Here is a 26,289-nt window from a genome sequence, read left to right on the forward strand (position 1 = left end):
ACAAAAAGGCTCACATTTACCCAACTTAGCCGTTATTATTGGCAGCAAAGATTGAGAGTTGGTACAAGCAATGAAAAAGATTTTAGTTGTCCGCAATGACAAAATTGGTGACTTTATGTTGGCATGGCCGAGTTTCGCTATGCTCAAGCAGTCAATGCCAGATTGTGAAGTGACCGCTCTAGTCCCGAACTATACGGTTGCCCTTGCTAAGCTTTGTCCATGGATTGATGAAGTGATTGTGGATGTGACAGATAAAGCAGCTAAATCCGATCAAAAATTGCTTATTGAGAAGATTAAGTCGGAGAAGTTTGATGCCTCTATCAATTTATTTTCTACCTCTTACAACGCCAAGTTAGTTTGGAAAGCAAAGATCCCGTATCGACTTGCTCCTGCGACAAAATTAGCGCAAATCTTCTATAACAAACGTATCAAACAAAAACGCTCTCAGTCAGCTAAACCAGAATACCAATACAACTTGGATCTGATTCGTGCCTTCTTAACTGACCAGAATATTTCGATTCAGGAACCAGCGGCCCCGTATCTATCATTCCCTTCAGATGAGCTTGCAAACCAAAAGGCGAAGTTAGCTCAGCAGTTATCGATCAGTCAGGATAAACCGTGGATTTACGTTCATGCGGGAAGCGGCGGCTCAGCCAATAATCTATCTCTTACGCAATACACAAACCTTATTTGTGGCCTAGAGGGGGAGTTTGAAACGGTGCTAACCGCAGGTCCAGGAGAAGAAGAGAAAGCGGCTGAACTCAAAGTGATGATCGAAGCGAAAGGTAAAAGCGCCGCTTTGTATGATAAGAATGACGGGTTGGTGGACTTCTCATGCTCGATTGCGTGCGCCGATATGTTCATTGCTGGTTCGACAGGCCCATTACATATTGCAGCAGCGATTGATGTACCGACGGTTGGATTCTTCCCAAGTAAGCGCTCGGCAACACCACTACGTTGGCAACCAATTAACTCTCAAGGCAATCACATCGCATTTTGTCCGCCCAAAGCAGATGATAAAGCGAGCCAAGAGGATATGGCGAGAATCGATATCGATAAGGTATTAGCAGAGCTAAAACCTTGGGCAACAGAAAAGCTACATTAAAATAAAGGCGACCAAATGGTCGCCTTGTTGTCGAATCGAATTAAACCTAAAACTTTTCTGGCATTTTTTCGGTTTCAGTTCGAATCCATAGATCGGCATACTTCACAAAAGTAGAGTGCGCAGAGAGCAGGGACAGCAAAAAGCCCTGTTTGCCATCTAGGAAGCCAGCTTTAATCACATACATCTTCAAAAAGCAGCCAAAAGCGTGAAGGATTCCCTGCGAAATGCTGCTCTTTTTGCCTTTCTTCTCACGTTGTTCTGCCCAAGCTTTAGCGTATCCCGCTGATTTAACCAAGTAGTGGTTCATGTCGTTGTAAGTGAAATGAATCAGATCCCCTTGCAGGTTCTCTACATTCATCTCTTTGGTCACTTCGACCTTTTCATGTACCAGTGAGTCATTATATTGGGTTAGCTTGGTTGGGTATAAGCGAAGCACACGATCAGGATACCACCCACAATGACGAATGTAGCGACCAAATACCCAGCTTAAACGTGCCGTTTGATAAATCGTATCAGGGTTGTTGTTAGATACGGCTTTGAGAATGCTTTCTTTCAGCTCAGGGGTCACACGCTCGTCTGCATCTAACCAAAGTACATAGTCAGACTCTACATAAGATTGAGCGAGGCGGCGCTGTGGACCAAATCCAGGCCATGACTCATTAACAAAGAACTTGTCAGTAAACTGATTAGCAATCTCTTTGGTGTTGTCAGTACTGCCAGAATCGAGTACTACGATCTCATCGACCCAATCATGAACGGTTTCTAAACAAGCTTTTAGGTGCTGCGCTTCGTTCTTGACGATAAGTGCGACGGCGATGGTTGGTTTACTCACTGTGATACCTCTAAAGTCTCTCGGAGCTTAATGTAAATCGAGTTCTGTGGTTACTTTATCAAACATAGCGATGACTTGCTGTGGTTGAATGCGCTGCATAGCGGACTTATCTTTGACCCGAGCTCGCCAACTAAGCTCACTCGAAGGTTTGCCTGTTTCTGCTTGAATCGCCTTTTCATACGCAGAAACGACATATTGGCGATATTGATAAGGGCCTGTGCGTTCAGGATTATGATGAGCATATAAACCGATCACTGGAGTATTGACCGCATTCGCCATGTGAGCAGGGCCAGTGTCCGGAGCTATGACTAGGTCGGCTTTGTCGAGCAGCGCTAACATCTCTTTTAGGGAGCTTTTCCCGACGAGGTTATGAACGGGAACATCGAGCAGTTGCTCAATCTCATTGGCTAAATCAATTTCAATTTGTGCTGGGCTACCTGTAAGGATAATGTTCCACCCTAGTTGGTGGGCATGTTTAATCGTTTGAGCATAGCCATCGGCCGTCCAGTTTTTATAAGCCTTGCTGGCTGCTGGTACGAACACTAAGTTGCGTTGATCTTTAGCCAGTTTGCTTACCGCCCACGCTGAATCACTCTCACTGTAATCAATCTTCCAGCTTGGGGACATATCAGTTACCCCTAGTGCTTCACCAAACGCCAGCAGGCCGTCTAGAACGTGCATAGAGCTTGGTGATGGCACTTTTACATTAGTAAAAAGAGATTGAAAATCTTGACTACGCACTGCATCAAAGCCGAGTTTGTATTTCGCTTTAATACCTAACGTGGCGATACTAGCTCGAAATGCATACTGCATATGCAGCAAAGCATCGAATTGGTCGCTCTTTAGCTCTGCCCAAAGCTTCTTATACCCTTGCCATCCCTCTTTTTTGTCAAAGATAACCACTTTAATACCAGATAAATCTTCGATGAGTTTTGCTTCAAGCTTACCGGTAATCCAGACAATTTCTGTCGTTGGCCATTGACGTTGAATAGCTTGAACTGCAGCAACGGTATTACACACGTCACCAATGGCTGACAAGCGCAAGATGCAGAGAGATTTAGGGGCAGAAGAGAAGAGTGTCATAAGCGTTTCTTTTAACGAGCAATAGCGAAGATTATGCAGAGAGGCTCAATAAATGTAAAATACCGAGCAGCATTTATTAAGAGAAAGCCGAGCATGAAGACTTTGCAATTTGATAACCAGACGATTTGGTATGATGAAGCCTTGTTAAAAGAAGACCCAAAGCAAGTATTCAACCCAGAGTTTTGGCAGCAAAATGGCAAAGTGATTGGCAGCGCTCAAGGTCGAGGTACAACTTGGTTTGTACAAACTGAAACTATCGAAGCAGCACTGCGCCATTATCGCCGTGGCGGTCTGTTTGGCAAGCTAGTGGAAGACAGTTACCGCTTTTCTGGTTGGGAGCAAACTCGCAGTCATCAAGAATTTCAGCTTTTAAACACCTTAATTGAGGCTGGCGTGAATGTGCCTAAGCCAATCGCAGCTCGTGCAGTGAAGAGTGGCTTTACTTACAAAGCAGATCTACTGAGTGAAAAAATCCCAAATGCACGAGATTTGGTTTCTATATTGATGGAGAATCCACTCTCTGCTGAGATGTACAAAAAAATCGGTCAAGAAATCAAAAAAATGCACGGTGCTCAAGTCAATCACACAGACTTGAACATTCACAATATTCTTATCGATGAACAAGACAAAATCTGGATCATCGATTTCGACAAATGCTTCCAGCAATCAGGTGATGACTGGAAGCAGAGTAATTTAGATAGATTAAAAAGATCGTTTGAGAAGGAAGCCACCAAACGAAAAATTCATTGGACGCAAGAACAGTGGGATGATCTGTTCGTAGGCTAATAGGTTGAGTTAAACACAAGTGAGTAATATTAAATACAGAGCAGATATAGATGGCCTTCGAGCTGTTGCTGTCTTGATGGTCATTCTATTTCACATGAATGCGAGCTGGATCCCTGGTGGATTCATTGGCGTTGATGTGTTCTTTGTTATCTCAGGCTACATCATTACATCTGCCATTTACCCACAAGTACTGGCTAAAAAGTTTTCTTTTAATCAGTTTTATGTAAAACGAATTAAGAGAATCTTACCGCTATTCTATCTTGTTGCTACAACTAGCCTAGTATTCGCTTATTGGTTGTACACTCCAAATGATTTTGTCGGGTTTGCGGATAGCTTGAGATATGCAAGTTCATTTATTGCGAACATCTACTTCGAGAAAAATTCAGGGTACTTTGCTCCTACATCTGAAACTCTTCCATTACTGCATACTTGGTCACTGGCGATTGAGGAGCAGTTTTACTTTATCTGGCCTGTTGTTCTTATTTTAGCTACCCGTTTTTTGGCACCGCGTTGGTTTAATATTTCAATGCTTTTTGCTTTCATTGGGTTAGTTGGTTATTCAGAGTATTTGTCTCGTATCGATGGCGGGGCTGGGTACTACTTGATTCAAAGTCGGGCTTTTGAACTTTTGATTGGTGCGTTGTTGGCAGTAGCGATATACCAAAAACGGCTTAAAAAGGTATCTTGGTCAAAACATGTCTATCAACTTGCTGGAGTAATAGGCGCGATTGGCCTTGTTTGGTTGTCTTTCTCTTTAGATGAAAGTGATGTATTTCCTGGCTTTAATGCGCTTTGGGTGGTGCTCTTATCTGCCTTTATCATTCTTTCGGGAGAGTCTAAAACGACTATTACGTCACATGTATTGAGCTTGAAGCCCGTCGTTCTTGTTGGTCGATTGTCTTATTCTCTCTATTTATGGCACTGGCCTGTATTGGCATTTTATCGTTATTATTTTTCAGGTTTCACAACAATAGATGCTCTTATCTGTGGTGTGATTACTATCGTACTTTCGTTCTTATCATGGCAGTTAGTAGAAAACCCATTGAGACATCTACAGATTAAGAAGCGTTGGGTATACGTATGTTATCTCATTCTGCCAATTGCTCTATCTGTGACGGTTGCCAAGAATATTGCTGCGAAAGAAGGGTATCCAAGCCGCTTTAGTGAGCCTGTGCAAAAAGTCTTCGAGGTATCTTCCTATACGTTTGACCAAGACAAGCAAGAGCGTCCTCAAGTTGATGAATCGTATCCTTTCGAGCCATATTTAATAGGTGATGTGACTGCTCCTATTAATGCTTATGTATGGGGCGATTCTCACGCAGGGCATTTTAGAAGCTTTGTCGATGTGTTAGGTCAAGACAGTGGTTTCTCTGCACTTTATGGTGGCTTGGGGGGGTGCCCTCCTTTATTAGGTTCAGATCTAATTAAACACGGCACACCAGAAAAACCTTGTTCCGAAAGAAATGATGAAATTGGTAAAAAGATAGTAGAGCTTAAACCTGATATGGTTTTTCTTGCCGGTCGATGGGCAATGTACTCAGAAACGACTCGCGCTATAGGTGAAAAAGGCAGCCGTGTATTTCTAGGGGATTCAACGGATTACTCCGAGTCTATTGATAATAGTCGTCGAGCATTGAAGCAAGGTTTAGAGCGTACATTAGAACATCTAATTGATAACGGAATCACGCCAGTATTGTTTGAGCAAGCACCATCGTACAGCTATAAGCCAAGTAACTGTTTAGTGAAGAAAATGACGTATGATTGGATGAAAGACGAGTCATGTGATTTACCGATTGAAGAAATGGTACATCGACAATCTGTAGCGAATAGCATAATTGATGAAGTTGCTTCAAAATACCCACAGGTTCAGGTCATTCCAATTGTTGCGTTTATGTGTGACGATGAAAAATGTATCAGTCAGTTGAATGGTATTCCTTTGTATTTGGATAACAACCATTTGAATTATGAAGGTGCAAAAGAGTTAGCAGAACTGTGGCTAGCTGAGAAATAGAAGAGAAGGCTCCGTTTGGAGCCTTTTTAATGCGTGAATTTCTTCCCAGTAAAATCAGCAATCACTTTTGCTGGGTTTCCACCGATTACACTGTTTTCTGGAAATGTTTTAGTTACAACAGCGCCACTCGATAAGACGCTATTACTTCCAATGCTGACGCCTTTAAGTACCGTTGCTCGCGCTCCAACCCATATATTCTCTCCGAAGTGAATGGTTTGATTCTCATTGAGCTGTGCACCTTGTTCGTTCGTAATGGAATGTAAGTCAGAGTCCATAAAAAGGGTTTGCCAAGAAATAAGAGAACTTGAACCAAACGCAATCTCTTTATTGCAGATAATGGTTGCTTCACCAGTGAAGTTGCTATCAGACCCAATAGAAAGATGACCCTGAACATGTAGCTTTGAACCAGTACCTATTTTTATATGGTGGCCCAGTTCAACGACTCCGTCTTTACTTATGTTCCAAATGAATCGAGAGTATTTACTATCAGAGATTTGGACTCGACCAAAGCCGAGTTTGATTTTAGCGGTCTTAGCAGTTTTAGGAATCTTAACTTGACCGCCTAGCGCTACGAACTTGGTTCGATGATTAACCAATATCGGAAATTTGATCGCTTGCTTGATAGGTAGGTAATACAAGTTGAAGAAAATCGTTTTAGGGACGCATCTGAAGTAATGATAAAGCTTCGACAGTTTTTTGAGACTCATATCTTTAGTTTCCCTATTTCATTCAAAGTGCAATCTAGCGCTCCCTGATTGCGTTCTACGACATCTAAAGCGGCGCAGCCTTTCATTTTCATTTCTTCTGGGTTAAGGAATAATTCAACTAAAACTCGCGCAATCTCTTGTTCTGAATCAACAACTTTACATGCTCCAACAGAGGTGAGCTGTTTAGTAATATCTGCAAAGTTGAAGTAGCTAGGGCCAATCAGAGTTGGCTTTGCTAAGGCTGCAGGTTCAAGAAGATTGTGCCCTCCAACTTTGTCACCGAGTAGGCTCCCCCCCATAAAACAGACATCACAACTACCAAGTAACACCATCATTTCACCCATGGTATCAGCCAAGTAGACTTGAGTGTTGTCGTCAACACTAGACGGCTCTGTTCTTCGAACGGTATTAAACTTTGCACTTGCTAAGTTCATTACGTCATTAAAGCGTTCAGGATGGCGAGGTACGAGTATTAGCAAAGCAGAAGGAAGAGATTCAAGTATGCGCGAGTGTGCGGTAAGCAGTTTCTCATCTTCTCCTTGATGGGTACTGGCTGCAATCCAAATAGGGCGTTTATTGCCAAGCTCCCGCCTTAGTTTCTCGGCTTTGCTAAACTGTTCAGGCAATACTGAAATGTCGTATTTAATTGAGCCTGAAACAGAGGTCTTGCTTTGAGGAACTCCTAGCTTTTGGAATCTTGCTGCGTCATCTTCATGTTGGCAGATGACATTGTGTAGGCAAGGTGCAATTAAATTGAATAGAGGTTGTATTTTTTTATAGCCTTGAAACGACTTCTCCGAGAGACGGGCATTTACTACGGTTATCGGTATGTTGAGTCTGGAAACACAAGTCAATGTGTTGGCCCAAAGTTCAGTCTCCACGATGATCATTTGCTGCGGTTGGATAACCTTTAAGAAGCGTTTGACTGCAAAGGGAAAATCAAGTGGCATGTATCTATGCTCCGCAATATCGCTGAGTTTAGAAGCCTGCTGCGCCCCTGTTGCTGTTGTTGTTGTAATGAGTAGCTTTGTGTTTGGGTGTTGCTCACTCAGTTTTCTCATTAGTGGGGAGATCGCTATTACCTCCCCAACAGAAACTGCGTGAACCCAAATGATAGGTTTGTGACTTGGATTATGTAGCGTCGGAGTAACACCAAAATGTTCCTTCCAACGTTTGCCTACTGATGGTTTACCCAACTTACGTTTATATAAGCCAGGAAGAAGGAATGGTAGTGCTAGCACCAAAAGGCAGGTGTAAATTAGGCGTATCACTTGAGCAAATCTTCTGGTTTTTTATGCGTCCACTTACTTCTAGGCTTATCAAGGTATTGGAAGTATTCATTGGTAAACGTTCCTTGAATACAAACGTATTTCCTTTCTTTAAACGCTACTTGTTTACTTTCTAGAATATCAGTGATGACCATTGGCCCTGTTAAGAAGTAAACGCCTTTTTCGATGAAACGTTTCTCTATATTGTCCACAATCTTATTGATTGCTTCTTCATAATCTGGGTTGTTTGGAGCGGAAGCTAAAAAGAAATTAGTGTAGTGCTGGTTCTTTTTCAGTTTTACATACATAGCGTTCTCGCTCGTAGGCAGGATACGCTTTAAAGGCCAAACGAGGGTCGCGTCAATATCCATGTAAATACCTCCGTGTACATAGATAGTCACAAGGCGCCATAGATCGGCTTGTGCAGCACCATCATTCAGTTGCATGTAAGCGTTGTAGACTCGCTCTGATGCGTTTGCCTTAATAAACTCTGCACGCTCTTCGGTACTCACATAACGGTATTCATAATCGAGAGACATTAAGCGATTGAACAGGTAGTTAAGATAAACCGGCCAAGCACTTCGAGCCGAAAAGTTTGTCTGCCAAATTATTTTTGGGATTTTAGTCTGTTCAGTGGAAACGACCTTAGGCTTTGAGATTGATGGAATAACAAAGCGTTTATTCGGGAAAAGTGCATGAAAAGGATACGATAATAACTTGAAGATGTTGCCGACAAAACGAATGAGTCGATTGCTAATGATAATAGAAAGGTTACTCATAAATATTTAATCCGAAAAAGCGTTAATAGCAGAAATGACTTGTTTGGGCATCAGTTCATTTAGACAGTTTTGGTGGCCTAATGGGCACTCTCGTTTAAAGCACGGTCTACAGTCAATATCTGTGTGAACTATTTCTAGAGAGTCAGTCAATGGTGGAGTGTATTGAGGGGAGCTGGAACCATAAATTGCTACAACATTACAGCCGACTGCAGCGGAGACATGCATTAACCCAGAGTCATTGCAAATAACGGTTTGACATGCAGCTAGTAAGTCCACGGCTTCAATTAGAGACGTTTCGCCAGCCAAATTAAAGCATGACGCTTGCAAACCTTTAGGTAATGATGTTTTTATTTTCTGAGTAACTTCTCTATCTTTATTAGAACCAAATAGCCAAACTTGTTTTCCTGTACTTATTAAGTGACTTGCTACTTCTGCGTAGTATTTATCCGGCCAGCGTTTAGCCGGTCCAAATTCTGCACCAGGACATAGCCCAAACGTAGGCTTATCTAGATTCAATCCTAATCTATCTAGAGCTAGTTGTTGTGCTTGCTCATCAACAGCTAAACTAGGTCTGGGGCAATTTGCTAAGGACACCAACTCATTCATGGTGGACTTTGGAAATGCCAAGGCTACATAGCGTTCCACCATATATTGAAAGACTTTTTTGTTGGGTCTTAAATCCGTTAACAATCCGTACCTAAACTCACCTTTCCACCCTGTTCTTGTAGGTATGCCTGCAAACCATGGGATTAAAGAGGACTTAGCTGAGTTCGGCAAGATGAATGCATGAGAGTAGTTATTTTTGTTGAGTTCTCTCCCTAGTTTATAGCGCCCCATAAAGTTGAATTGACCGTGACCAATTGGCATCTCGATTGCTGAATTTACTTCAGGCATTCGTTCAAGAATAGGTTTACACCAAGAAGGAGCTAACACATCAATTTCGGCTCTTGGATATTGGTGTTTCAGCTCAGAGTATAAGCTTTGAGACATCACCATATCCCCAACCCAAGAAGGGCCAATAATAAGTATCTTCATATGAACAAATTTAGGTTAATATGTTAAATCAGAACGCCATGATATGTCTGTTTGAACCACTTTGGCAGGGTTACCTACAGCAATGCTTCCTGATGCAATGGATTTAGTAAGTGTTGAATTGATTCCTACTATAGAATTGTCACCGATTTTAACACCCTTGAGAACCGTTGTATTATCAGCTAACCAAACTTGCTCTCCAATAGAAATACTTTGAGCAGGGTTGATGCGCTTCCCGCCCTTTAAGATGTCATGGCCGTCACTAGTCATGACTTTAACATTTCGAGAAAGCATGCAGTTTGCGCCTAGCATCAGTTCGGTTTTTATTTCACGAGAGGATAGGTAACAACCATGGCCGATGACACAATCTTTGCCGATGTACACTGTGCAATGGTTCCCATCGATTTCAATTTGTGTTTTTCTGATATTTACACCGCTTTCAATGACCAACCGATTATTCTGCCCTTTAATTGAAATGTTACAATCACGAAGTTTAGCACCACTTGAAATGGTGACCGTGTTGTTATGTTCGATCCGGACTTTGTTTCTGAGGCGAGTACTTAAATCTAGCCTTTTGTTTGAAGTTGATTCCATCTCATAGTATTGCAGGAGTTTAGCTAAGTGAGATGACATTGAAAATTCGGCTTGAGCCCGAGAAAAAGCTAGCTTTGAATTGCGCTCTTGTAGGTCTGGACTAGATAGATAAACTTCGATTTTGTTTGCGATATCATTCGGTAGTTGTGGGTTACAGAGTAGAGCTACAGGCTCAAGAATCTCGGGCAATGCACCTGTATTCGCACCAACTATCGGTTTTTGAGCCGCCATAGCTTCAATCGCAGTTAAACCAAACGCTTCGTTGTGGTTTGGAAGGCATACAATGTTCATTGCAGCAAGCATATCTGATGTGTTAATTCTGAAACCAGCAAGAGTAACTTTTGACTCCAGGGAGAGCGCAGCAATTCTGTCTTTAATTTGAGCGACAAAGTCGTTGTCAGACCCGTGGCTAACGTCAAGCCCCCCGACAAGAAGCAGCTTTAAATACGTGAACTTAGGTTCAAGAAGGGCGAACGCTTCTAAGAGCTCCATTTGGCCTTTCCCGGAACAAAGCCTCCCTACATTACCTATAACTATATCATTGCTTTTGAACCCTAACTCACTACGGATATTTGAAACTACCTCTGCAGATTCAAGTGGTTTTTCTGGTATGTCAGTACCTAGCCACAATCGAGAGACTTTATTTGGAGGTACTGGTAGGGCTTTGATATTACGTTTGTAAGTTTCTTCACTAATAGAGAAGACATGCGTTAAGTGGGAATAGATATATTTGTGATAAATATCTTTTTTTGACCGCTTTACCCCCATGTGTTCGGTGAAAAATGATTTCCTCCTGGAAAGCGTATTCAATAGAGAAGATACAACTAGATCACCAGATTTGTGGCTGTGAACAATTGTCACATTACGTTCAGTTAACCACTTATTCAGTTTAGGTAAACCAGAGAGTAACAACTTAGACTTACTTTCGACTTCAAATGTTTCAATACCTGCATTCTTCATTCCGGTAGCCACTTGTGAGCCTTTTATACATAGCCCATAAATCTTACTGCCGGACTGAACAAGCTCTTGTCCAATCCTAATTGGATACATTTCAAGACCACCCCATCCATGTGAAAGACAGATGTGTAGAGTCGCTGGTGTTTTATATTCAGTAGCCATAATAGGTAGTCCCTAGCTTAGTCTTGTTGGTGAGCTTGTTCATAACCGTCTAATGCAACAATTTGATGATCTTTCTTTGTTTTCTCAAATATCTCATAAGCTCTATTCATTCGAGTAAGCTCTGGGTGAATAGGGTGTAATACAGGGGCTTTGTAAAATATGTTTTTTACCTTCATGCCATTTGCAACCAAGCGATACTCTATATCTGAATCTTCTCCTACCCCTGGAGTGTTATAGCGGTTATCAAACCCGTTGACTTTAACAAGATCAGACTTATGTAATGAAAAGTTACACCCTACAATACCTTTGGTTTTTCTATTTAGAAGCTGTGATAAGTGTTTGTTTGTTACTCTAATTCCTTTTTCTACATTCTTTCCATCTCCCATGAGATATTTAAAAACTATTTTAAAAAAATTATCTTGATAGAAGTTTTGAGGAGTAGGTGATACATGTAAAGGCTCTTTAAAACAAGCGGCCAGGTCTACTCTTCTTCCATTTAATATGTATCCAAGCTCCCTATTTTCTAAATGATCAGAGACAAAATGTGACTGTGGAATACAATCCCCATCAATAAATATAATGTAATCACTCCGAGCTGCTTTAACTGCTTTATTTAGTACTCTATTTTTTCGGAATCCATTGTCACTTTGCCAAATATGCCGTATTTCCATACTGGAATTACTTATTATCTCTTGAACTTTTTCTACATTATTGGGGGCGGAACCATCATCAGCGATAATTACTTCAAAATTGTCACTTTGTGCTTGTAATGCGTTAATAATGCAGGATAAAGCAGTGGTGTTATTATAAAATGCAACGATAATTGTTGCATTGAATTTAAGGCTTCTCATTTTTTTTCTCACTACAACACAATATCTTTGAGTAACATAAAGCAACTAAGGATAGGAACACAGTTAACTGAAATTCTATACCGCTAGTGTAGAATATAGCGGTTATAGAGTAGGTGGTAACAAGGACCGCTCCTGAATAAGCAAAATCAGGGCGTAGGTGCCTGTTTCTATAAAATACCCAGAATAGGCATGCTAGAAACAAAACAAATAGCGCAGCATATAATACTCCAAGCTTTAGAGCTAAATCTAAGTATGTGTTATGCATGTCTGTTAGCGAAAAATCAAATTTGCCACTTGCTACTAGCAAGTTGTAACTATCCGTGGTTCTTAAAAAACTATGGTAGGCATGCTCAAAACTATCTATACCAACTCCAAACAATAGGCTTTCCATACTATTGCTTGCGTTGTATTTAATGAAATCAACCCCTTTCTCCCACATTATTATTCTAGAGGTGTTGGATAGTTGCGAGCTAATATTGAATATACTTTCTATACGTTCCGTAATGTAGATGATAAAATAGTTATCTGAAAGTAATGTTGCTATGGATAATATAAATACCAGTATAAAAAGAAGGCTTTTAGGGCTTCTTAGTAGTAAATATATACTAATGCTAATTGAGACTGCTAATAAAGGGCCTCTGCCACCGCTAAGCACTAAGCAGGTTAGACTTAGCATTAATATAGAAATTAAAGCTAGCCTTTTTCTTAAGCCCAGGCTTGATTCATATAAAAATGGGATTAATAAAGCGATTGTATAACCTAGAATCTCTGCCCATCGACCAATATCCCAAAAACTTCCAATTCGCTGCCCACTCCAAGAGCTAACCCCTATATTAAAGAATTGATATAAGGCGTAAAGTAATGATATGACTAAGCCGAGCAAGAGACTTTTTTGTGCTGTCGTATGATGTCTGTCATTACTTAATTGTAGTGTAAGTAATGGAAATAATAATAATATCATACATTTTCTTAAGAAATCACCAATATCATTGAAATTAAGGTCGTATGGGAATGTGACAAGGGTTCCTAGCAAAAAAATAACTACAGATAAGCACATCGGTAATCGGTGCGACTTTCCTAGCAAGCTATAAGTTTGAATTTTAATGGAAGTGATGAAGTGGAATAACAGTAGTAATGCTAGTGCAATATATAGCACCGACTTAGATATAAATAAAGATAAAAAGAGGAGCCCTATAATGAAGGGCTCGATCATTGGAACTAATCTATGCATTTTATAATGTTTAGTGATCGCTATGTTCTCTTTAATTAATTATAGACATGTATTTAGAGACACCTTCCGCAACAGTTTTGAATTGATGCTCACAACCAGCCGAACGAAGTTTGGTCAGGTCTGCTTGAGTAAACTCTTGGTATGCACCTTTAAGGTGCTCGGGAAATGGAATAGTCTCAATTTCACCCTTGCCATGGAACTTGATTACAGCTTTCGCTACTTCTTCAAAAGACTCAGCATTACCTGTGCCTAGATTAAAAATTCCAGATTTGCCATTTTCCATAAACCACAGATTCACGGCCACAACATCACCGACGTAAATGAAATCTCGCTTGAATGTCTCACTTCCGGCAAATAGTTTTGGGTTTTCACCTGCGTTCACTTGATTGTTTAGATGGAATGCAACTGACGCCATTGAGCCTTTGTGTTGTTCGCGAGGACCGTATACGTTGAAATAACGGAATCCAGCAATTTGGGACAAAGTTTCACCGTGTGCTTCTGCATCTTGCCAAATGCGACGAACATAGTTATCAAACTGCTGTTTTGAATATCCGTATACGTTTAATGCGCCTTCATATTTTTTTTCTTCAATGAAGGTATCAGTTTCTCCATAAGTCGCTGCAGAAGAGGCGTAAAGGAATGGGATCTCACGTTCTAAACAATAGTGAAGCAGCTCTTTTGAATATTCATAGTTATTGAGCATCACGTATTTGCCATCCCACTCTGTGGTAGCGGAGCATGCTCCTTCATGGAACACGGCTTCTATAGGTCCAAAATCATCACCAGCCATAACTTGGGTTAGAAAGTCATCACGGTCCATATAATCTGTGATGTCTAGATCAACCAAATTTTGGAATTTCTTACCATTCTTAAGGTTGTCGACGACTAAAATATCGTTAATGCCTTTCTCATTTAATGATTTAATAATGTTGCTGCCAATCATGCCAGCGCCGCCAGTTACAATGATCATAGTTATTGTCCAGTCAGATAATGAAACTGGGAGAAGTATATCATGCTATTGAGGCTGAGTCGTATACAGCTTCTTTGAATCTTACATTTGTTAAATGGATGGCAAGTATCTGACCGCGAATGAATAGTGCAAGTCGATTTGGGCTGGATAATATAGTAGCATAGTATTAGCTGAGTTTTAGCGTCTACTAATGGTAGTAGCATTTTTGTTCTACCACAATTTGGTGGCAGAGTGGTCAAAGTGTACCCGCTACCAAAGACCTACAAGTAAGGAAGAATGAGTACAATGACTATCACGCAAGAGCGTATGACCCACCTTAAGCAGCTAGAAGCTGAGTCTATTCATATTATGCGCGAAGTTGTCGCTGAGTTTGATAATCCAGTGATGCTTTATTCGGTCGGTAAAGACTCTTCGGTTATGTTGCATCTTGCAAAGAAAGCTTTTGCACCAGGCATTCCCCCATTCCCTTTAATGCATGTAGATACTACATGGAAGTTCAAGGAAATGATTCAGTTTCGTGATTACATGGCTGAGAAGCTTGGTATGAAACTCATTGTTCACCAAAACCCTGAAGGTTTGGCGATGAACATTAGTCCGTTTGTGCATGGTAGCTCCAAGCATACCGATATTATGAAAACACAGGGTCTAAAACAGGCACTAGACAAGCACGGTTTTGATGCGGCATTTGGTGGTGCACGCCGTGATGAAGAAAAGTCGCGTGCAAAAGAACGTGTTTATTCTTTCCGTGATGAGCACCATCGCTGGGACCCAAAGAATCAACGTCCAGAGCTTTGGAATATTTACAACGGTAAAGTAAACCAAGGTGAGAGCATTCGTGTGTTCCCACTTTCCAACTGGACAGAGCTAGATATCTGGCAGTACATCTACCTAGAGAACATTGAGATTCCAAGCCTTTACTTAGCGAAAAAACGCCCTGTAGTTGACCGTGATGGCATGCTTATCATGGTGGATGATAAGCGTATGGAGCTTAAAGAAGGTGAAGTAGTTGAAGAGAAAATGGTTCGCTTTCGCACGCTTGGCTGCTACCCACTAACAGGAGCTGTGGAGTCAGAAGCCACAACGCTACCTGAAATCATTCAAGAAATGCTGCTAACTACGACCTCAGAACGCCAAGGTCGTGCCATTGACCATGATAGCTCTGGTTCTATGGAGAAGAAAAAGCGTGAAGGTTACTTCTAACTAAACTGCGATATTAAGATTGTAAGCTGTGTTAGTGACTGCTCTAGTTATTATTGGTTTGTTACTCTGCCTGATATTTACTCAATATCGGGCAGTGTCGTTATTCGTCTCTGCTACGATCGTACTGTATATCTCTGGTCAAGTAGAGCAGCACGAGCTTTTATCCAATGTCACTAACAGTGCAGTATTGACTTTAATTAGTCTGATGGTGGCCTCTTTAGCGTTAGAAAAAAGCCATCTGTTGTCATGGCTATCGAGTAAAATCTTCCATTCTAGCTATCCTAAAACTCTGTTCAATTTGGCAATATCATCTGCATTAAGCTCTGCTTTTTTGAATAATACCGCGGTTGTTGCCACTTTAATGAGCGGCGTGAAAAGAAATCAAGAGCACGCCTCTAGCCGCTTGCTTATTCCATTATCTTATTTTGCCATTCTAGGTGGCACGATCACGCTTATAGGTACAGCCACTAATTTGGTAGTTAATGCACTTTTAGTTGATATGGATCTGCCGGAATTGGGCTTTTTCGACTTCGCACCTGTAGGACTATTGTTGCTCGCTTGTGTTGGGATCATCATCGCTTTGAGCTGTGGTAGCCTTAAAGATGAGCAAACTGGTGTGGAATCTCATCAAGGCTATTTCATTGATGCTGAAGTAAGAGGGGCGAGTAAACTCATTGGGAGGACAGTTAAAGTTAATCAGTTACGTGCCTTAGATGGATTGTTTCTCGCCGAGATTGTAAGAGGTCAACAGCTTATCTCACCCGTAACCCCAGAGACTCTCATCGAAGCCAACGACAAATTAGTGTTTACAGGTGATGTGGAAAACATCAAGCAATTAAAGCTGCTCGATGGTGTGGAAATTTTTGCTGATAACAGCCAGTTGTTAAGCAGCAACCTAACCGAAGTTATCGTTAGCCCAGAATCAGTATTGATTGGAAAAACACTTAAAAGTAGTGGCTTCCGTTCTCGCTTTGATGCCGCAGTAGTAGCGATTAACCGAGAGGGGCAACGTTTATCTGGTAAATTGGGTGACCAAAAAATACAGTCAGGGGATAAGTTGGTTCTGGCGGTAGGGCAAGATTTTAATAAAAGACAAAACTTAACGCGTAACTTTTTTATACTAAGCGGGATTGAGCTTAATAATACCCTGACTTCTATGCAGAACTTGTGTGCCATTGTTGGTTTTGTGTTTGCCATTACTATTTCTGCATTAACTTCGGTTAGTTTGCTGGAGTCTATCGGAGCTTACATCGTGTTCATGCTTGGCATTAAGGTTATCGATGGTACTACAATCCGCCGACGTTTTCCTTTTGAGCTATGGCTCATCTTAGTATGTGCGCTTTCTATTGCCCAAGCATTTAGTGACTCAGGGTTAGCTAACAGTATAACGCAGATGCTTTATCAGCTATTGGGTGAAGCATCCCCTTATATAGCTCTTTCGGTACTGTTCTTGGTAACTGTGATGATGACTGAAATTATCACTAATACCGCAGCGGCGGCAATCATGTTACCCATAGGTTTGTCACTTGCGAGTGCATACCAGGTGAATGCAATGCCTTTCATTATGGGGGTTGCTTATGCAGCCAGTGCCTGTTTTGTCAGCCCATATGGCTACCAGACAAATTTGATGGTGATGAATGCTGGGGGCTATAGCTTTAAAGATTTTATCCGAGTGGGTTGGAAAGTTTCACTGAGTTATATCGTCGTAGCACTTACCGCTATTCCACTAATATTCCCGTTTTAATGAATTATGAATCCATACAACAAAAAAAAAATGAATCAGCGAATGATGATATTGTTTGGCACAATGCGACAGTATCACCTCAAGAACGCTCTGAATTGAAGCAACAGCAACCTGTCGTGCTATGGTTCACCGGTTTAAGTGGTTCTGGTAAGTCAACGGTTGCCAATGCGGTTGAGAAAAAACTGCTAGAGTTGGGCAAACATAGCTACCTACTTGATGGTGATAATGTACGTCACGGGCTCAACAAAGATTTGGGCTTTAGTGATGAAGATCGAGTTGAGAACATTCGCCGAATCGGTGAAGTGGCTAAACTGTTTGTTGATTCCGGTGCGATTGTGCTGACTGCATTTATTTCTCCATTTATTTCCGATCGAGATCAGGTACGAGAACTGTTAGATTGTGGGCAGTTTTTGGAGGTGTTTATTGATACGCCGCTAGAAGTCTGTGAGCAACGCGATCCTAAAGGCTTATATAAAAAAGCGCGTGCGGGTGAAATTAAACACTTCACTGGTATAGATTCTGAATACGAAGCGCCAACTTCTGCTGAAATACATGTCAAAACAGCGGACGCAACGATTGAAGCGTGTGCACAGCAGATTATCGATACACTGACTGAAAAAGAATATATTTAATATGCATTACGATGTTTTTAATGGTGATGCAGATGGCATCTTGTCTCTTATCCAACTGCGTAAGTATGAGCCCAAAAGCTCTACTCTAATCACCGGGGTTAAGAGAGATATCAAACTATTGCAAAAGGTCGTTAATGAGGTAAATGTTAGTGGTGTGACGGCCTTAGATATTTCAATGGAAAAGAACCTAGATGCGTTGCATGAGTTATTAGATAGGGAGATACCAGTTTTCTATTGTGATCATCACCGTACAGGGGAAGTGCCTCAAGCTGATAACTTTACCGCTTTGATCGATCTTGATGCTCAAATCTGTACTAGTTTATTGATCAATAAACATATTGGTGGGCGTTATATTCATTGGGCTATAGCGGGTGCTTTTGGCGATAACCTAAATGCTCAAGCAGAAAAGCTGGCTAATGAATGTGAGCTGCAAGTTGAACAAGTCGAGTTTTTAAAAGAACTCGGAGTATTAATCAATTACAATGGTTACGGTTCAAGCTTATCTGATTTGCACATAGAACCCGCAGAGCTATTTGTTCAACTGATGCAGTATGAGTCACCATTTGGTCTGTTAACTGATACGAACTCCCCTTACTACTTGCTGAAGCAAGGGTATGAAAGTGATGTAAGCAATCTAGAAACACTGGAAGCAAGCTTTACAACTTTGTCAGCAGAAGTGTATGTATTGCCTTGTGAAGCTTGGGCTCGAAGAATTAGCGGTGTATTTGGTAACCAATTGGCTAACCAATCATCAAGTAAAGCACATGCAGTGCTAACCTTGAATGCAAATGGAGAAGACTACACTGTCAGTGTAAGAGCTCCTTTAGACAATAGAACGGGTGCCGATGAGGTGTGTAGTCAGTTTGCAACTGGTGGCGGGCGAAAAGCTGCTGCAGGTATTAACCAATTACCAAAGTCTGAAGTAGAAAACTTCGTACAGGCTTTAAATGAATTTTATAAGAAGTAGGAATAGGACATGTCACACTCTTCAGAGCTTATTGCTAAAGATATCGAAGCGTATTTAAAAGTACATGAAAACAAGGATCTATTGCGTTTTCTAACGTGTGGTAACGTGGATGATGGTAAATCAACACTCATTGGTCGCCTACTTTACGATTCAAAGCTGATCTATGAAGATCAAATGGCTGCGATCGAAAAGGATTCTCAGAAGTTTAACACCACCGATGAAGCATTTGACTTAGCGCTTTTAGTCGATGGTCTTCAATCAGAACGTGAGCAAGGCATTACTATTGATGTCGCTTACCGTTACTTCTCTACTGATAAGCGCAAGTTTATTATTGCAGACACTCCAGGACATGAGCAGTACACGCGGAATATGGTGACAGGAGCTTCAACTTGTGATTTGGCGATCGTGATGGTCGATGCTCGTCGTGGCATTCAAACTCAAACACGCCGTCATAGTTACATTTGTTCCCTATTAGGTATCAAACACATTATTGTTGCGATCAACAAAATGGATTTAATGGAGTATAGCCAAGAGGTATACCAGCAAATCAAAGCTGATTACCGTGAAATGGCGAAGAACTTCAACATCGATGATATTCGCTTTGTGCCCATTTCTGCACTTAAGGGTGATAACGTAGTTACACCAAGTGAAAAAATGGATTGGTACCCGGGCGCTACACTAATGAAGTTGCTAGAAACGGTTAAAGTTGATAAAGACAAGAACTTAGAACATATGCGCTTCCCTGTGCAGTATGTAAATCGGCCTAACCTAAACTTTCGTGGCTTCTGTGGAACATTGGCCTCAGGTCAAGTTCAGGTAGGCGATGATGTAACAACACTACCATCAGGTAAAACGTCTAAAGTAAAATCAGTCTTCACCCATGATGGTGAGTTAGAAACTGCATATCCAGGCCAAGCTATTACCATCACGCTAGAAAATGAAATTGATATCTCTCGTGGTGATATGATTGTTCATACGGGTCATGAACCCCAAGTGACCAATCAGTGTGAGGCCCATCTTGTTTGGATGGGTGAACAGCCAATGCTGACGCACAAAGAGTACCTATTTAAGTTTGCTACTAAGAGCTGTTCAGGCAAGGTTGCAAGCATTGCCCATAAAGTCGATGTAAACACACTCGAACAACATGCTAAAGGTGCTGATAGTTTAGAGCTTAACGAGATTGCGCTAATCAACATCAAGCTTACTGATACTATAGCAATGGATGAGTATCAGCAATTACCGCAAACAGGTGCATTTATTGTCATCGATCGTATCAATAATGTAACGGTTGGTGCGGGTATGATAAGTACAATCTCTGATAAATCGGGTAATACTGAAGGTCGTGTATATACCGAATCTGAAAAAGCACTAAACGCATTGATTTGTGAGCAATTCCCTGAATGGGGCTGTAAAAGCATTTAAAAGTTAAAGGTAGGAAAAACGAAACACTCTTCGTTTAAAATATTATATGCATTCTTTTGATACGAAACGAACACTTGAATTAATTTGGGTAAGGGCTAGTTTAAATTTACGCTCTGAAGCTTCAGTGAATTACTTAAGTTATGCTTGGTGGATCATTGAACCACTAATGCATATGGCTGTCTACTATACAGTTTTTGCTTTTTTGCTTAATGGTGGGGCGGATAACTTTGTTGCTTTTCTTTTAACAGGGTTGATCCCGTGGCTATGGTTCTCTAAAACTGTATCTCATGCAATGAATAGCGTGTTAAATGGGAAGCAGCTGATGAATCAACTGCACATACCAAAGATCATTTTTCCATTAACCTGCATTACTCAAGATCTAGTAAAACAAGGAATTGTTTTCTTTATTTTATTATTATTTCTTTTGTTTTATGGTTTAAGTCCATCATTAAATTGGTTTAGCTTACTACCTATCATCGCAATTCAGTTCGTATTTATACTGGGTGTTTCATTAATATGCGCATTGTTAGTTCCATTTATTCGTGACATGTCCTTTGTTATTCCCACAGGGCTTCAGTTTTTAATGTTTTGTTCTGGCATCTTCTTTAGCTATAAAGATATCCCCTTGGCTGCTCAGGAATATTTTTTTATAAACCCAATGGCAGCACTACTTTCTTCGTATCGGATGGTATTGATTGATGGAATTGCTCCAAGTTGGGCATTGCTATCTTATGTGCTAGGTATTGGTGTGATTTTAACCCTTCTTTCGTTGTGGTTGTATAGAAAGCTAGAGTATATATTGCCTAGAGTGGTACTTGAATAATGAGTAATGATAAAGCAATTGAGCTAAAAAATGTTGCCGTTACATATAAAGAGAGAAGTTCTCTTTTTAAAAGTAATGTGTACACCGCACTTAAAGATGTCTCTTTTGATGTTTATAAAGGTGAGACATTAGGCCTTATTGGAAGAAATGGAGCGGGTAAATCCACGTTACTTAGGCTTTTAGCTGGCATATTTAAGCCAGATAAAGGTGAAATTACTCACCATACTAGTAGTGTTTCTTTGATGGCTTTAGCTGCTGGCTTTGATCCTAATTTATCTGGAAGAAAAAATGCAATAATTAGCGGCATGCTAATAGGCTACCGAAAAAAAGATATTATTGAAAAGCTAGAATTAATTAAAACATTCTCAGAACTTCAAGGCTTTTTTGAAAAGCCAGTGAAAACGTACTCTTCTGGGATGAGCGCTAGATTAGCTTTTTCTATTGCTATGTATATTTCCCCCGATGTATTGCTGATTGATGAAGTTTTGGGTGTTGGAGATGTTAGCTTCAAGCAAAAAGCAGAGCAGGCTCTCGAAGAGAAAATGGCTTCGGACATTACGGTGATAATTGTGTCCCACTCGGAAGCTCAAGTATCTCGACTTTCAGAGCGCATTGTCTGGTTAGATGGCGGGAAAGTTCGGAAGGAGGGGGAAGCAAAACAAATCTACCAAGAGTACAATATTAATGTGCGTTTCTCGACCTATGGATTGACAGTAGAGAATTATCAGTTAAACCCTGACTTTTTATTCGTATTTGAACAGTTTGAAGTCGCTGGTAATGTGTTGAAATTTAAATGTGTTTTAGTTGATTTTAAGGATAGAAATGTATCAGGCCTATTCGTAAAAACCGAGCAAATGAAACACATTCAGCTTCAAGGTCCGACTGCTACACCTGGCTATAAGAACAATTATGAAGATATTGAGCAAGCTGGTATGGCTAGGTACCATGAGGGTGAGTTATATCTAGATGAGAGAAACTCTATTACCGCAATATGTGATGGAGCTGAAGTCGAAGTTGTGTCGTTAACATTACTGGAAAATATTTAAAATATTATGAAATTATTAGTTACTGGTGGTGCGGGTTTTATTGGCTCTGCAGTTGTTCGTCATATTATTGAGAACACTTCGGATGAAGTAGTGAATGTGGATAAGTTAACTTATGCTGGTAATCTTGAGTCATTGACAACAGTGTCAAATAATCCACGTTATGCTTTTGAGCGTGCTGACGTCTGTGATCCGAATGCTATGGCTCGTGTTTTTTCTGAACATAAGCCAGATGCTGTTATGCACTTAGCGGCAGAATCTCATGTAGATCGATCTATTACAGGGCCTGCTGCGTTTATTGAAACAAATGTGGTGGGTACTTATACACTGCTTGAAGCTACGCGAGCATACTGGAATACTCTGAGCGAGGCACAAAAAGATTCGTTTCGTTTTCATCACATCTCTACTGATGAAGTTTATGGAGACCTACCACATCCCGATGAGGTAGAAACTGGCACTGAATTGCCAATGTTTTTAGAAACGACACCATATGCGCCATCGAGTCCATATTCTGCATCAAAGGCTTCAAGCGATCATCTTGTACGTGCTTGGCTGCGCACATACGGCTTGCCAACAATAGTAACTAACTGCTCAAACAATTACGGACCATATCACTTTCCTGAAAAGTTGATTCCGCTGGTGATTCTTAATGCTTTAGAAGGTAAGGATTTACCAATCTATGGTAAAGGCGATCAAATTCGAGATTGGTTATTTGTGGAAGACCACGCCCGTGCGCTGTACAAAGTTGTAACAGAAGGTAAGGTTGGTGAAACCTACAACATTGGTGGTCATAATGAGAAGCAAAATCTTGAGGTAGTTGAAACGATTTGTTCAATTTTAGATACATTAGTACCTAAAGATAGAGCTTACTCAGAGCAGATTACATATGTTCAAGATCGCCCGGGGCATGATCGTCGTTATGCGATTGATTCTTCAAAAATGCAGAAAGAGCTAGGTTGGACACCTGAAGAGACGTTTGAAACTGGACTACGTAAAACCGTGCAGTGGTATTTAGATAACTCAGTATGGTGTCAGAATGTTCAAGATGGTAGTTATCAGCGTGAGCGCTTAGGTGTTGTTACAGAGGAAGAAAAATAATGAAAGGGATTGTTCTTGCAGGTGGTTCTGGTACTCGTCTTTACCCACTAACACGTGGTGTATCTAAGCAGTTATTGCCAATTTATGATAAGCCAATGGTGTTCTACCCAATATCGACACTGATGTTAGCGGGTATCAAGGATATCTTGATCATCACAACACCAGAAGATAATGCTGGTTTCAAGCGTTTGTTAGGTGATGGTAGCGACTTTGGGATCAACTTAGAGTATGCAATTCAGCCTAGTCCTGATGGTCTAGCACAAGCATTTATTATTGGTGAAGAATTCATCGGTGATGATAATGTCTGTTTGGTACTTGGCGATAATATTTTCTACGGCCAATCATTTAGTAAAACGTTACAGAATGTAGCTGAACGTGAATTTGGTGCAACAGTGTTTGGTTATCAAGTTAAAGATCCTGAGCGTTTTGGTGTGGTTGAGTTTGATGACAGCATGAAAGCTATCTCGATTGAAGAAAAGCCAGTACAGCCAAAATCTAACTATGCGGTAACAGGTTTGTATTTCTATGATAACCGTGTGGTGGAGTTTGCTAAACAGGTTGAACCATCTGAACGTGGTGAATTAGAGATCACTTCGATTAATGACATGTATCTACAAGATGGTTCATTAAATGTTGAGTTACTTGGTCGTGGATTTGCGTGGCTAGATACAGGGACTCATGAAAGCTTACATGAAGCATCATCCTTTGTTCAAACAATAGAAAATGTGCAAGGGCTCAAAGTTGCTTGTTTAGAAGAGATTGCGTGGCGCCAAGGTTGGTTATCAGATCATGATATTGAGCAACTTGCTGCTCCGATGCTTAAGAACGATTACGGTCAATATTTAATGTCTTTACTAAAAGGGAAGTAAGTTCTGATGAAAGTTTTGATTACCGGTTGCAATGGTCAAGTAGGTCATTGCTTAACAGAGCGATTAGAAGGTAAAGCAGAACTATTAGCTCTTGATTATCACAAGTTAGATATTACTGATCAGCAAGCTGTAGATAAGGTTGTTGCTGAGTTTAAGCCGAAGTACATCATCAATGCCGCAGCGCATACTGCAGTTGATAAAGCTGAAGAAGAAGTAACTGCTTCGTATGCGATTAATCGTGATGGTCCCAAATACTTAGCAGAAGCGGCACAGCAATGTGGTGCTGTGATATTACATATCTCTACCGATTATGTATTTGATGGCGAAGGAGAAGAGGCCTATAAAGAGTCGGACTTAACTGGCCCACAAGGTGTCTACGGTGAAAGTAAACTAGCAGGTGAAGTTGCTGTAGCGGAAGCATGTACAAAGTATCTAATTTTACGTACTGCTTGGGTGTTTGCTGAACACGGTAATAACTTTGTAAAAACGATGCTGCGTTTAGCAGAAAACCGTGATGAACTAAGCGTTGTTGGTGACCAAGTTGGTGGACCTACTTACGCTGGTGATATTGCCAATGCTTTAATCCGTATGATGGAGTTTATTGAGGCAGGGAATCAAGCAAAATGGGGTGTGTACCACTTTTCAGGTATGCCTTATGCGAGTTGGTTTGAGTTCGCAAAGCAGATCTTTAGCGTGGCAGAACAGAAACAAATTATATCGAAACAACCGCAATTAACAGCAATCTCAACTTCTGCCTATCCGACTCCAGCTAAGCGACCTGCAAATTCGCGTTTGGATTGCAGTAAGGTTGTGGAACAGTTTGGTATTAAACCAAGTGACTGGCAACAAGCATTAACCAATATTCAAGCATATAAGTAATATGAAAGTTATAGATACCAAGATTCCTGAAGTAAAGATCATTGAACCTACTGTGTTTGGTGATGAACGTGGTTTTTTTATGGAAACCTGGCAACAAAAGAAGTTTGAAGAGCTTGTTACAGGAAAGCCAGCGAACTTTGTTCAAGATAACCACTCTAAATCGAAAAAAGGCATTTTACGAGGCTTGCATTTTCAAACTGAAAATACGCAAGGAAAACTTGTTCGTGTTGTTTCTGGCGAAGTCTTTGATGTAGCGGTAGATATTCGTAAGGGCTCACCTACATTTGGGCAGTGGGTTGGGGTTTACCTATCAGCAGAAAATAAACGTCAACTTTGGGTGCCTGAAGGTTTTGCTCATGGATTTTATGTAACGAGTGATGAGGCAGAGTTTGTCTATAAGTGTACGGATTATTATAATCCAAATGCTGAGTTAACAATTGCATGGGACGATAATGATATTGCTATTAATTGGCCAATGTTTGACACTCCTATTCTATCTGAAAAAGATAAAGTAGGAATAAAACTAGCGAATCTAGAGATATAACATATGATTCTCGGGTTAATGCAACCTTACATATTCCCCTATTTAGGCTATTATCAGCTAGTAAACTCAGTCGATTGTTTTGTTTTCTATGATGATGTTACCTATATTAAAGGTGGCTATATAAATAGAAATCTGATCAAGGTTAACAATAAAAAACAAAGGTTTACGGTTCCTTTGACTGGCGCTTCATCGAATGTACTGATTTGTGATGTTCTATGCAGTGATAAACTCAGAAAGCTACTTACAACAATTGAGCAAGCATATTGTAAAGCTCCTTACTTTAATGATATTTACCCATTAATAAAAGAAACTCTACTTTCTGAAGACCGAAGATTATCAGTCGTTGCTGCAAAATCAATAGAATTAGTATTTAAATATCTTGAGATAGAAAAGGAGCTATACTTTTCAAGTGACTTAGCCTATGACAGAACCCTTTCAGCAACCGATAAGATAATCGATATTTGTAAGATTATGAATTGTAATAAATATGTCAATTCATATGGTGGTATTAATTTATACGATCAGTCCTATTTTAAAGATAATAGTATATGTCTTAACTTTATTAGAAAAAATGAAATGCACTCCTATCAAAATAGTACTGATAGTGAATTTATTGATAATCTTTCTATGATTGATATTCTCATGTGGAACTCAAAAGAGCAAGTTTGTGAAATGTTACTTAATTACGAACTTATATAGC

25 protein-coding genes and 1 pseudogene are annotated in these 26,289 nt (G+C 40.5%); 15 read left to right on the forward strand and 11 right to left on the reverse strand.

What is annotated here, in order from left to right:
• Window positions 1–70: 70 nt before the first annotated feature.
• Window positions 71–1,105, forward strand: coding sequence for a glycosyltransferase family 9 protein (locus AAFX28_RS09430; protein ID WP_408687228.1), 1,035 nt, complete (start codon window positions 71–73; stop codon window positions 1,103–1,105).
• Window positions 1,106–1,151: 46 nt separating this feature from the next.
• Here the strand turns inward: AAFX28_RS09430 and AAFX28_RS09435 are convergent, their stop codons facing one another.
• Window positions 1,152–1,943 (reverse strand): glycosyltransferase family 2 protein, encoded by a 792-nt coding sequence (locus tag AAFX28_RS09435; protein WP_408690851.1) that lies wholly within the window; start codon window positions 1,941–1,943, stop codon window positions 1,152–1,154.
• A 21-nt stretch (window positions 1,944–1,964) separates the two neighbouring features.
• On the reverse strand, window positions 1,965–3,020 hold the full coding sequence (locus tag AAFX28_RS09440) for a glycosyltransferase family 9 protein (RefSeq protein WP_408687230.1): 1,056 nt from the start codon (window positions 3,018–3,020) through the stop codon (window positions 1,965–1,967).
• Window positions 3,021–3,113: 93 nt separating this feature from the next.
• On the opposite strand from AAFX28_RS09440, the gene AAFX28_RS09445 reads away from it, so the two are divergent.
• Window positions 3,114–3,806 (forward strand): 3-deoxy-D-manno-octulosonic acid kinase, encoded by a 693-nt coding sequence (locus tag AAFX28_RS09445; RefSeq protein ID WP_408687231.1) that lies wholly within the window; start codon window positions 3,114–3,116, stop codon window positions 3,804–3,806.
• A 19-nt stretch (window positions 3,807–3,825) separates the two neighbouring features.
• The gene (locus tag AAFX28_RS09450; protein ID WP_408687233.1) at window positions 3,826–5,817 is read left to right on the forward strand and encodes an acyltransferase family protein; all 1,992 of its coding nucleotides are present in this window, start codon (window positions 3,826–3,828) and stop codon (window positions 5,815–5,817) included.
• A gap of 26 nt (window positions 5,818–5,843) precedes the next feature.
• Here AAFX28_RS09450 and AAFX28_RS09455 read toward each other — a convergent pair whose 3' ends face one another.
• The 9 genes and pseudogenes from AAFX28_RS09455 to rfaD all read right to left on the reverse strand — a co-directional run bounded on the left by AAFX28_RS09455 (window position 5,844) and on the right by rfaD (window position 14,368).
• Entirely contained in the window at window positions 5,844–6,524 is a 681-nt protein-coding gene (locus AAFX28_RS09455) for an acyltransferase (RefSeq protein ID WP_408687235.1), read from the reverse strand.
• Window positions 6,521–7,795: a lipid IV(A) 3-deoxy-D-manno-octulosonic acid transferase gene (waaA, locus tag AAFX28_RS09460; protein WP_408687237.1), complete on the reverse strand. Its 1,275-nt coding sequence runs from the start codon at window positions 7,793–7,795 to the stop codon at window positions 6,521–6,523. The genes AAFX28_RS09455 and waaA overlap by 4 nt, the downstream gene beginning before the upstream one ends.
• Window positions 7,792–8,571 (reverse strand): glycosyltransferase family 32 protein, encoded by a 780-nt coding sequence (locus AAFX28_RS09465; protein WP_408687239.1) that lies wholly within the window; start codon window positions 8,569–8,571, stop codon window positions 7,792–7,794. Before AAFX28_RS09465 ends, waaA begins: the two co-directional genes overlap by 4 nt.
• 6 nt (window positions 8,572–8,577) lie before the next feature.
• Window positions 8,578–9,606 carry a lipopolysaccharide heptosyltransferase II gene (gene waaF / locus AAFX28_RS09470; RefSeq protein WP_408687240.1) on the reverse strand — a complete coding sequence of 343 codons (1,029 nt, stop codon included), beginning with the start codon at window positions 9,604–9,606 and terminating at the stop codon, window positions 8,578–8,580.
• 15 nt (window positions 9,607–9,621) lie between these two features.
• On the reverse strand, window positions 9,622–10,197 hold the full coding sequence (locus AAFX28_RS09475; RefSeq protein WP_408690852.1) for an acyltransferase: 576 nt from the start codon (window positions 10,195–10,197) through the stop codon (window positions 9,622–9,624).
• An 84-nt stretch (window positions 10,198–10,281) separates the two neighbouring features.
• A pseudogene (locus AAFX28_RS09480) lies at window positions 10,282–11,316 on the reverse strand (glycosyltransferase); the annotation flags it as partial.
• A 17-nt stretch (window positions 11,317–11,333) separates the two neighbouring features.
• A complete protein-coding gene (locus AAFX28_RS09485; RefSeq protein WP_408687242.1) occupies window positions 11,334–12,167 on the reverse strand; it encodes a glycosyltransferase in 834 nt (277 codons plus the stop codon).
• Window positions 12,154–13,128 (reverse strand): O-antigen ligase family protein, encoded by a 975-nt coding sequence (locus AAFX28_RS09490; protein WP_408687243.1) that lies wholly within the window; start codon window positions 13,126–13,128, stop codon window positions 12,154–12,156. The genes AAFX28_RS09485 and AAFX28_RS09490 overlap by 14 nt, the downstream gene beginning before the upstream one ends.
• A 301-nt stretch (window positions 13,129–13,429) precedes the next feature.
• A complete protein-coding gene (rfaD, locus tag AAFX28_RS09495) occupies window positions 13,430–14,368 on the reverse strand; it encodes an ADP-glyceromanno-heptose 6-epimerase (protein WP_408687245.1) in 939 nt (312 codons plus the stop codon).
• A 285-nt stretch (window positions 14,369–14,653) separates the two neighbouring features.
• Here rfaD and cysD point away from each other — a divergent pair, with 285 nt between their 5' ends.
• From cysD to AAFX28_RS09555, 12 genes are read left to right on the forward strand one after another with little or no spacing between them, the layout of a single operon-like run.
• Window positions 14,654–15,568 carry a sulfate adenylyltransferase subunit CysD gene (gene cysD, locus AAFX28_RS09500; RefSeq protein WP_408690853.1) on the forward strand — a complete coding sequence of 305 codons (915 nt, stop codon included), beginning with the start codon at window positions 14,654–14,656 and terminating at the stop codon, window positions 15,566–15,568.
• A gap of 34 nt (window positions 15,569–15,602) precedes the next feature.
• Window positions 15,603–17,312: an SLC13 family permease gene (locus AAFX28_RS09505; RefSeq protein ID WP_408687247.1), complete on the forward strand. Its 1,710-nt coding sequence runs from the start codon at window positions 15,603–15,605 to the stop codon at window positions 17,310–17,312.
• Window positions 17,312–17,944, forward strand: a complete 633-nt coding sequence (gene cysC / locus AAFX28_RS09510; protein ID WP_408687248.1) for an adenylyl-sulfate kinase — start codon at window positions 17,312–17,314, stop codon at window positions 17,942–17,944. Before AAFX28_RS09505 ends, cysC begins: the two co-directional genes overlap by 1 nt.
• Before the next feature lies 1 nt (window position 17,945).
• Complete coding sequence (locus AAFX28_RS09515) at window positions 17,946–18,911, forward strand: DHH family phosphoesterase (RefSeq protein WP_408687250.1); 966 nt, start codon at window positions 17,946–17,948, stop codon at window positions 18,909–18,911.
• A 9-nt stretch (window positions 18,912–18,920) separates the two neighbouring features.
• Complete coding sequence (gene cysN / locus AAFX28_RS09520) at window positions 18,921–20,333, forward strand: sulfate adenylyltransferase subunit CysN (RefSeq protein WP_408687252.1); 1,413 nt, start codon at window positions 18,921–18,923, stop codon at window positions 20,331–20,333.
• A gap of 46 nt (window positions 20,334–20,379) precedes the next feature.
• Window positions 20,380–21,156: an ABC transporter permease gene (locus tag AAFX28_RS09525; RefSeq protein WP_408687254.1), complete on the forward strand. Its 777-nt coding sequence runs from the start codon at window positions 20,380–20,382 to the stop codon at window positions 21,154–21,156.
• Complete coding sequence (locus AAFX28_RS09530; protein WP_408687256.1) at window positions 21,156–22,202, forward strand: ABC transporter ATP-binding protein; 1,047 nt, start codon at window positions 21,156–21,158, stop codon at window positions 22,200–22,202. Before AAFX28_RS09525 ends, AAFX28_RS09530 begins: the two co-directional genes overlap by 1 nt.
• Before the next feature lie 6 nt (window positions 22,203–22,208).
• Entirely contained in the window at window positions 22,209–23,297 is a 1,089-nt protein-coding gene (gene rfbB / locus AAFX28_RS09535; protein ID WP_408687258.1) for a dTDP-glucose 4,6-dehydratase, read from the forward strand.
• Window positions 23,297–24,166 carry a glucose-1-phosphate thymidylyltransferase RfbA gene (rfbA, locus tag AAFX28_RS09540; RefSeq protein WP_408687259.1) on the forward strand — a complete coding sequence of 290 codons (870 nt, stop codon included), beginning with the start codon at window positions 23,297–23,299 and terminating at the stop codon, window positions 24,164–24,166. Before rfbB ends, rfbA begins: the two co-directional genes overlap by 1 nt.
• Before the next feature lie 6 nt (window positions 24,167–24,172).
• Window positions 24,173–25,045, forward strand: a complete 873-nt coding sequence (gene rfbD, locus AAFX28_RS09545) for a dTDP-4-dehydrorhamnose reductase (RefSeq protein WP_408687260.1) — start codon at window positions 24,173–24,175, stop codon at window positions 25,043–25,045.
• A 1-nt stretch (window position 25,046) separates the two neighbouring features.
• Window positions 25,047–25,589, forward strand: a complete 543-nt coding sequence (gene rfbC / locus AAFX28_RS09550; protein ID WP_408687262.1) for a dTDP-4-dehydrorhamnose 3,5-epimerase — start codon at window positions 25,047–25,049, stop codon at window positions 25,587–25,589.
• A 3-nt stretch (window positions 25,590–25,592) separates the two neighbouring features.
• Window positions 25,593–26,288: a WbqC family protein gene (locus tag AAFX28_RS09555; protein ID WP_408687264.1), complete on the forward strand. Its 696-nt coding sequence runs from the start codon at window positions 25,593–25,595 to the stop codon at window positions 26,286–26,288.
• Window position 26,289: the final 1 nt, after the last annotated feature.

The sequence above is a fragment of the Vibrio sp. TBV020 genome (genome assembly GCF_046056895.1).
Lineage (GTDB): Bacteria > Pseudomonadota > Gammaproteobacteria > Enterobacterales > Vibrionaceae > Vibrio.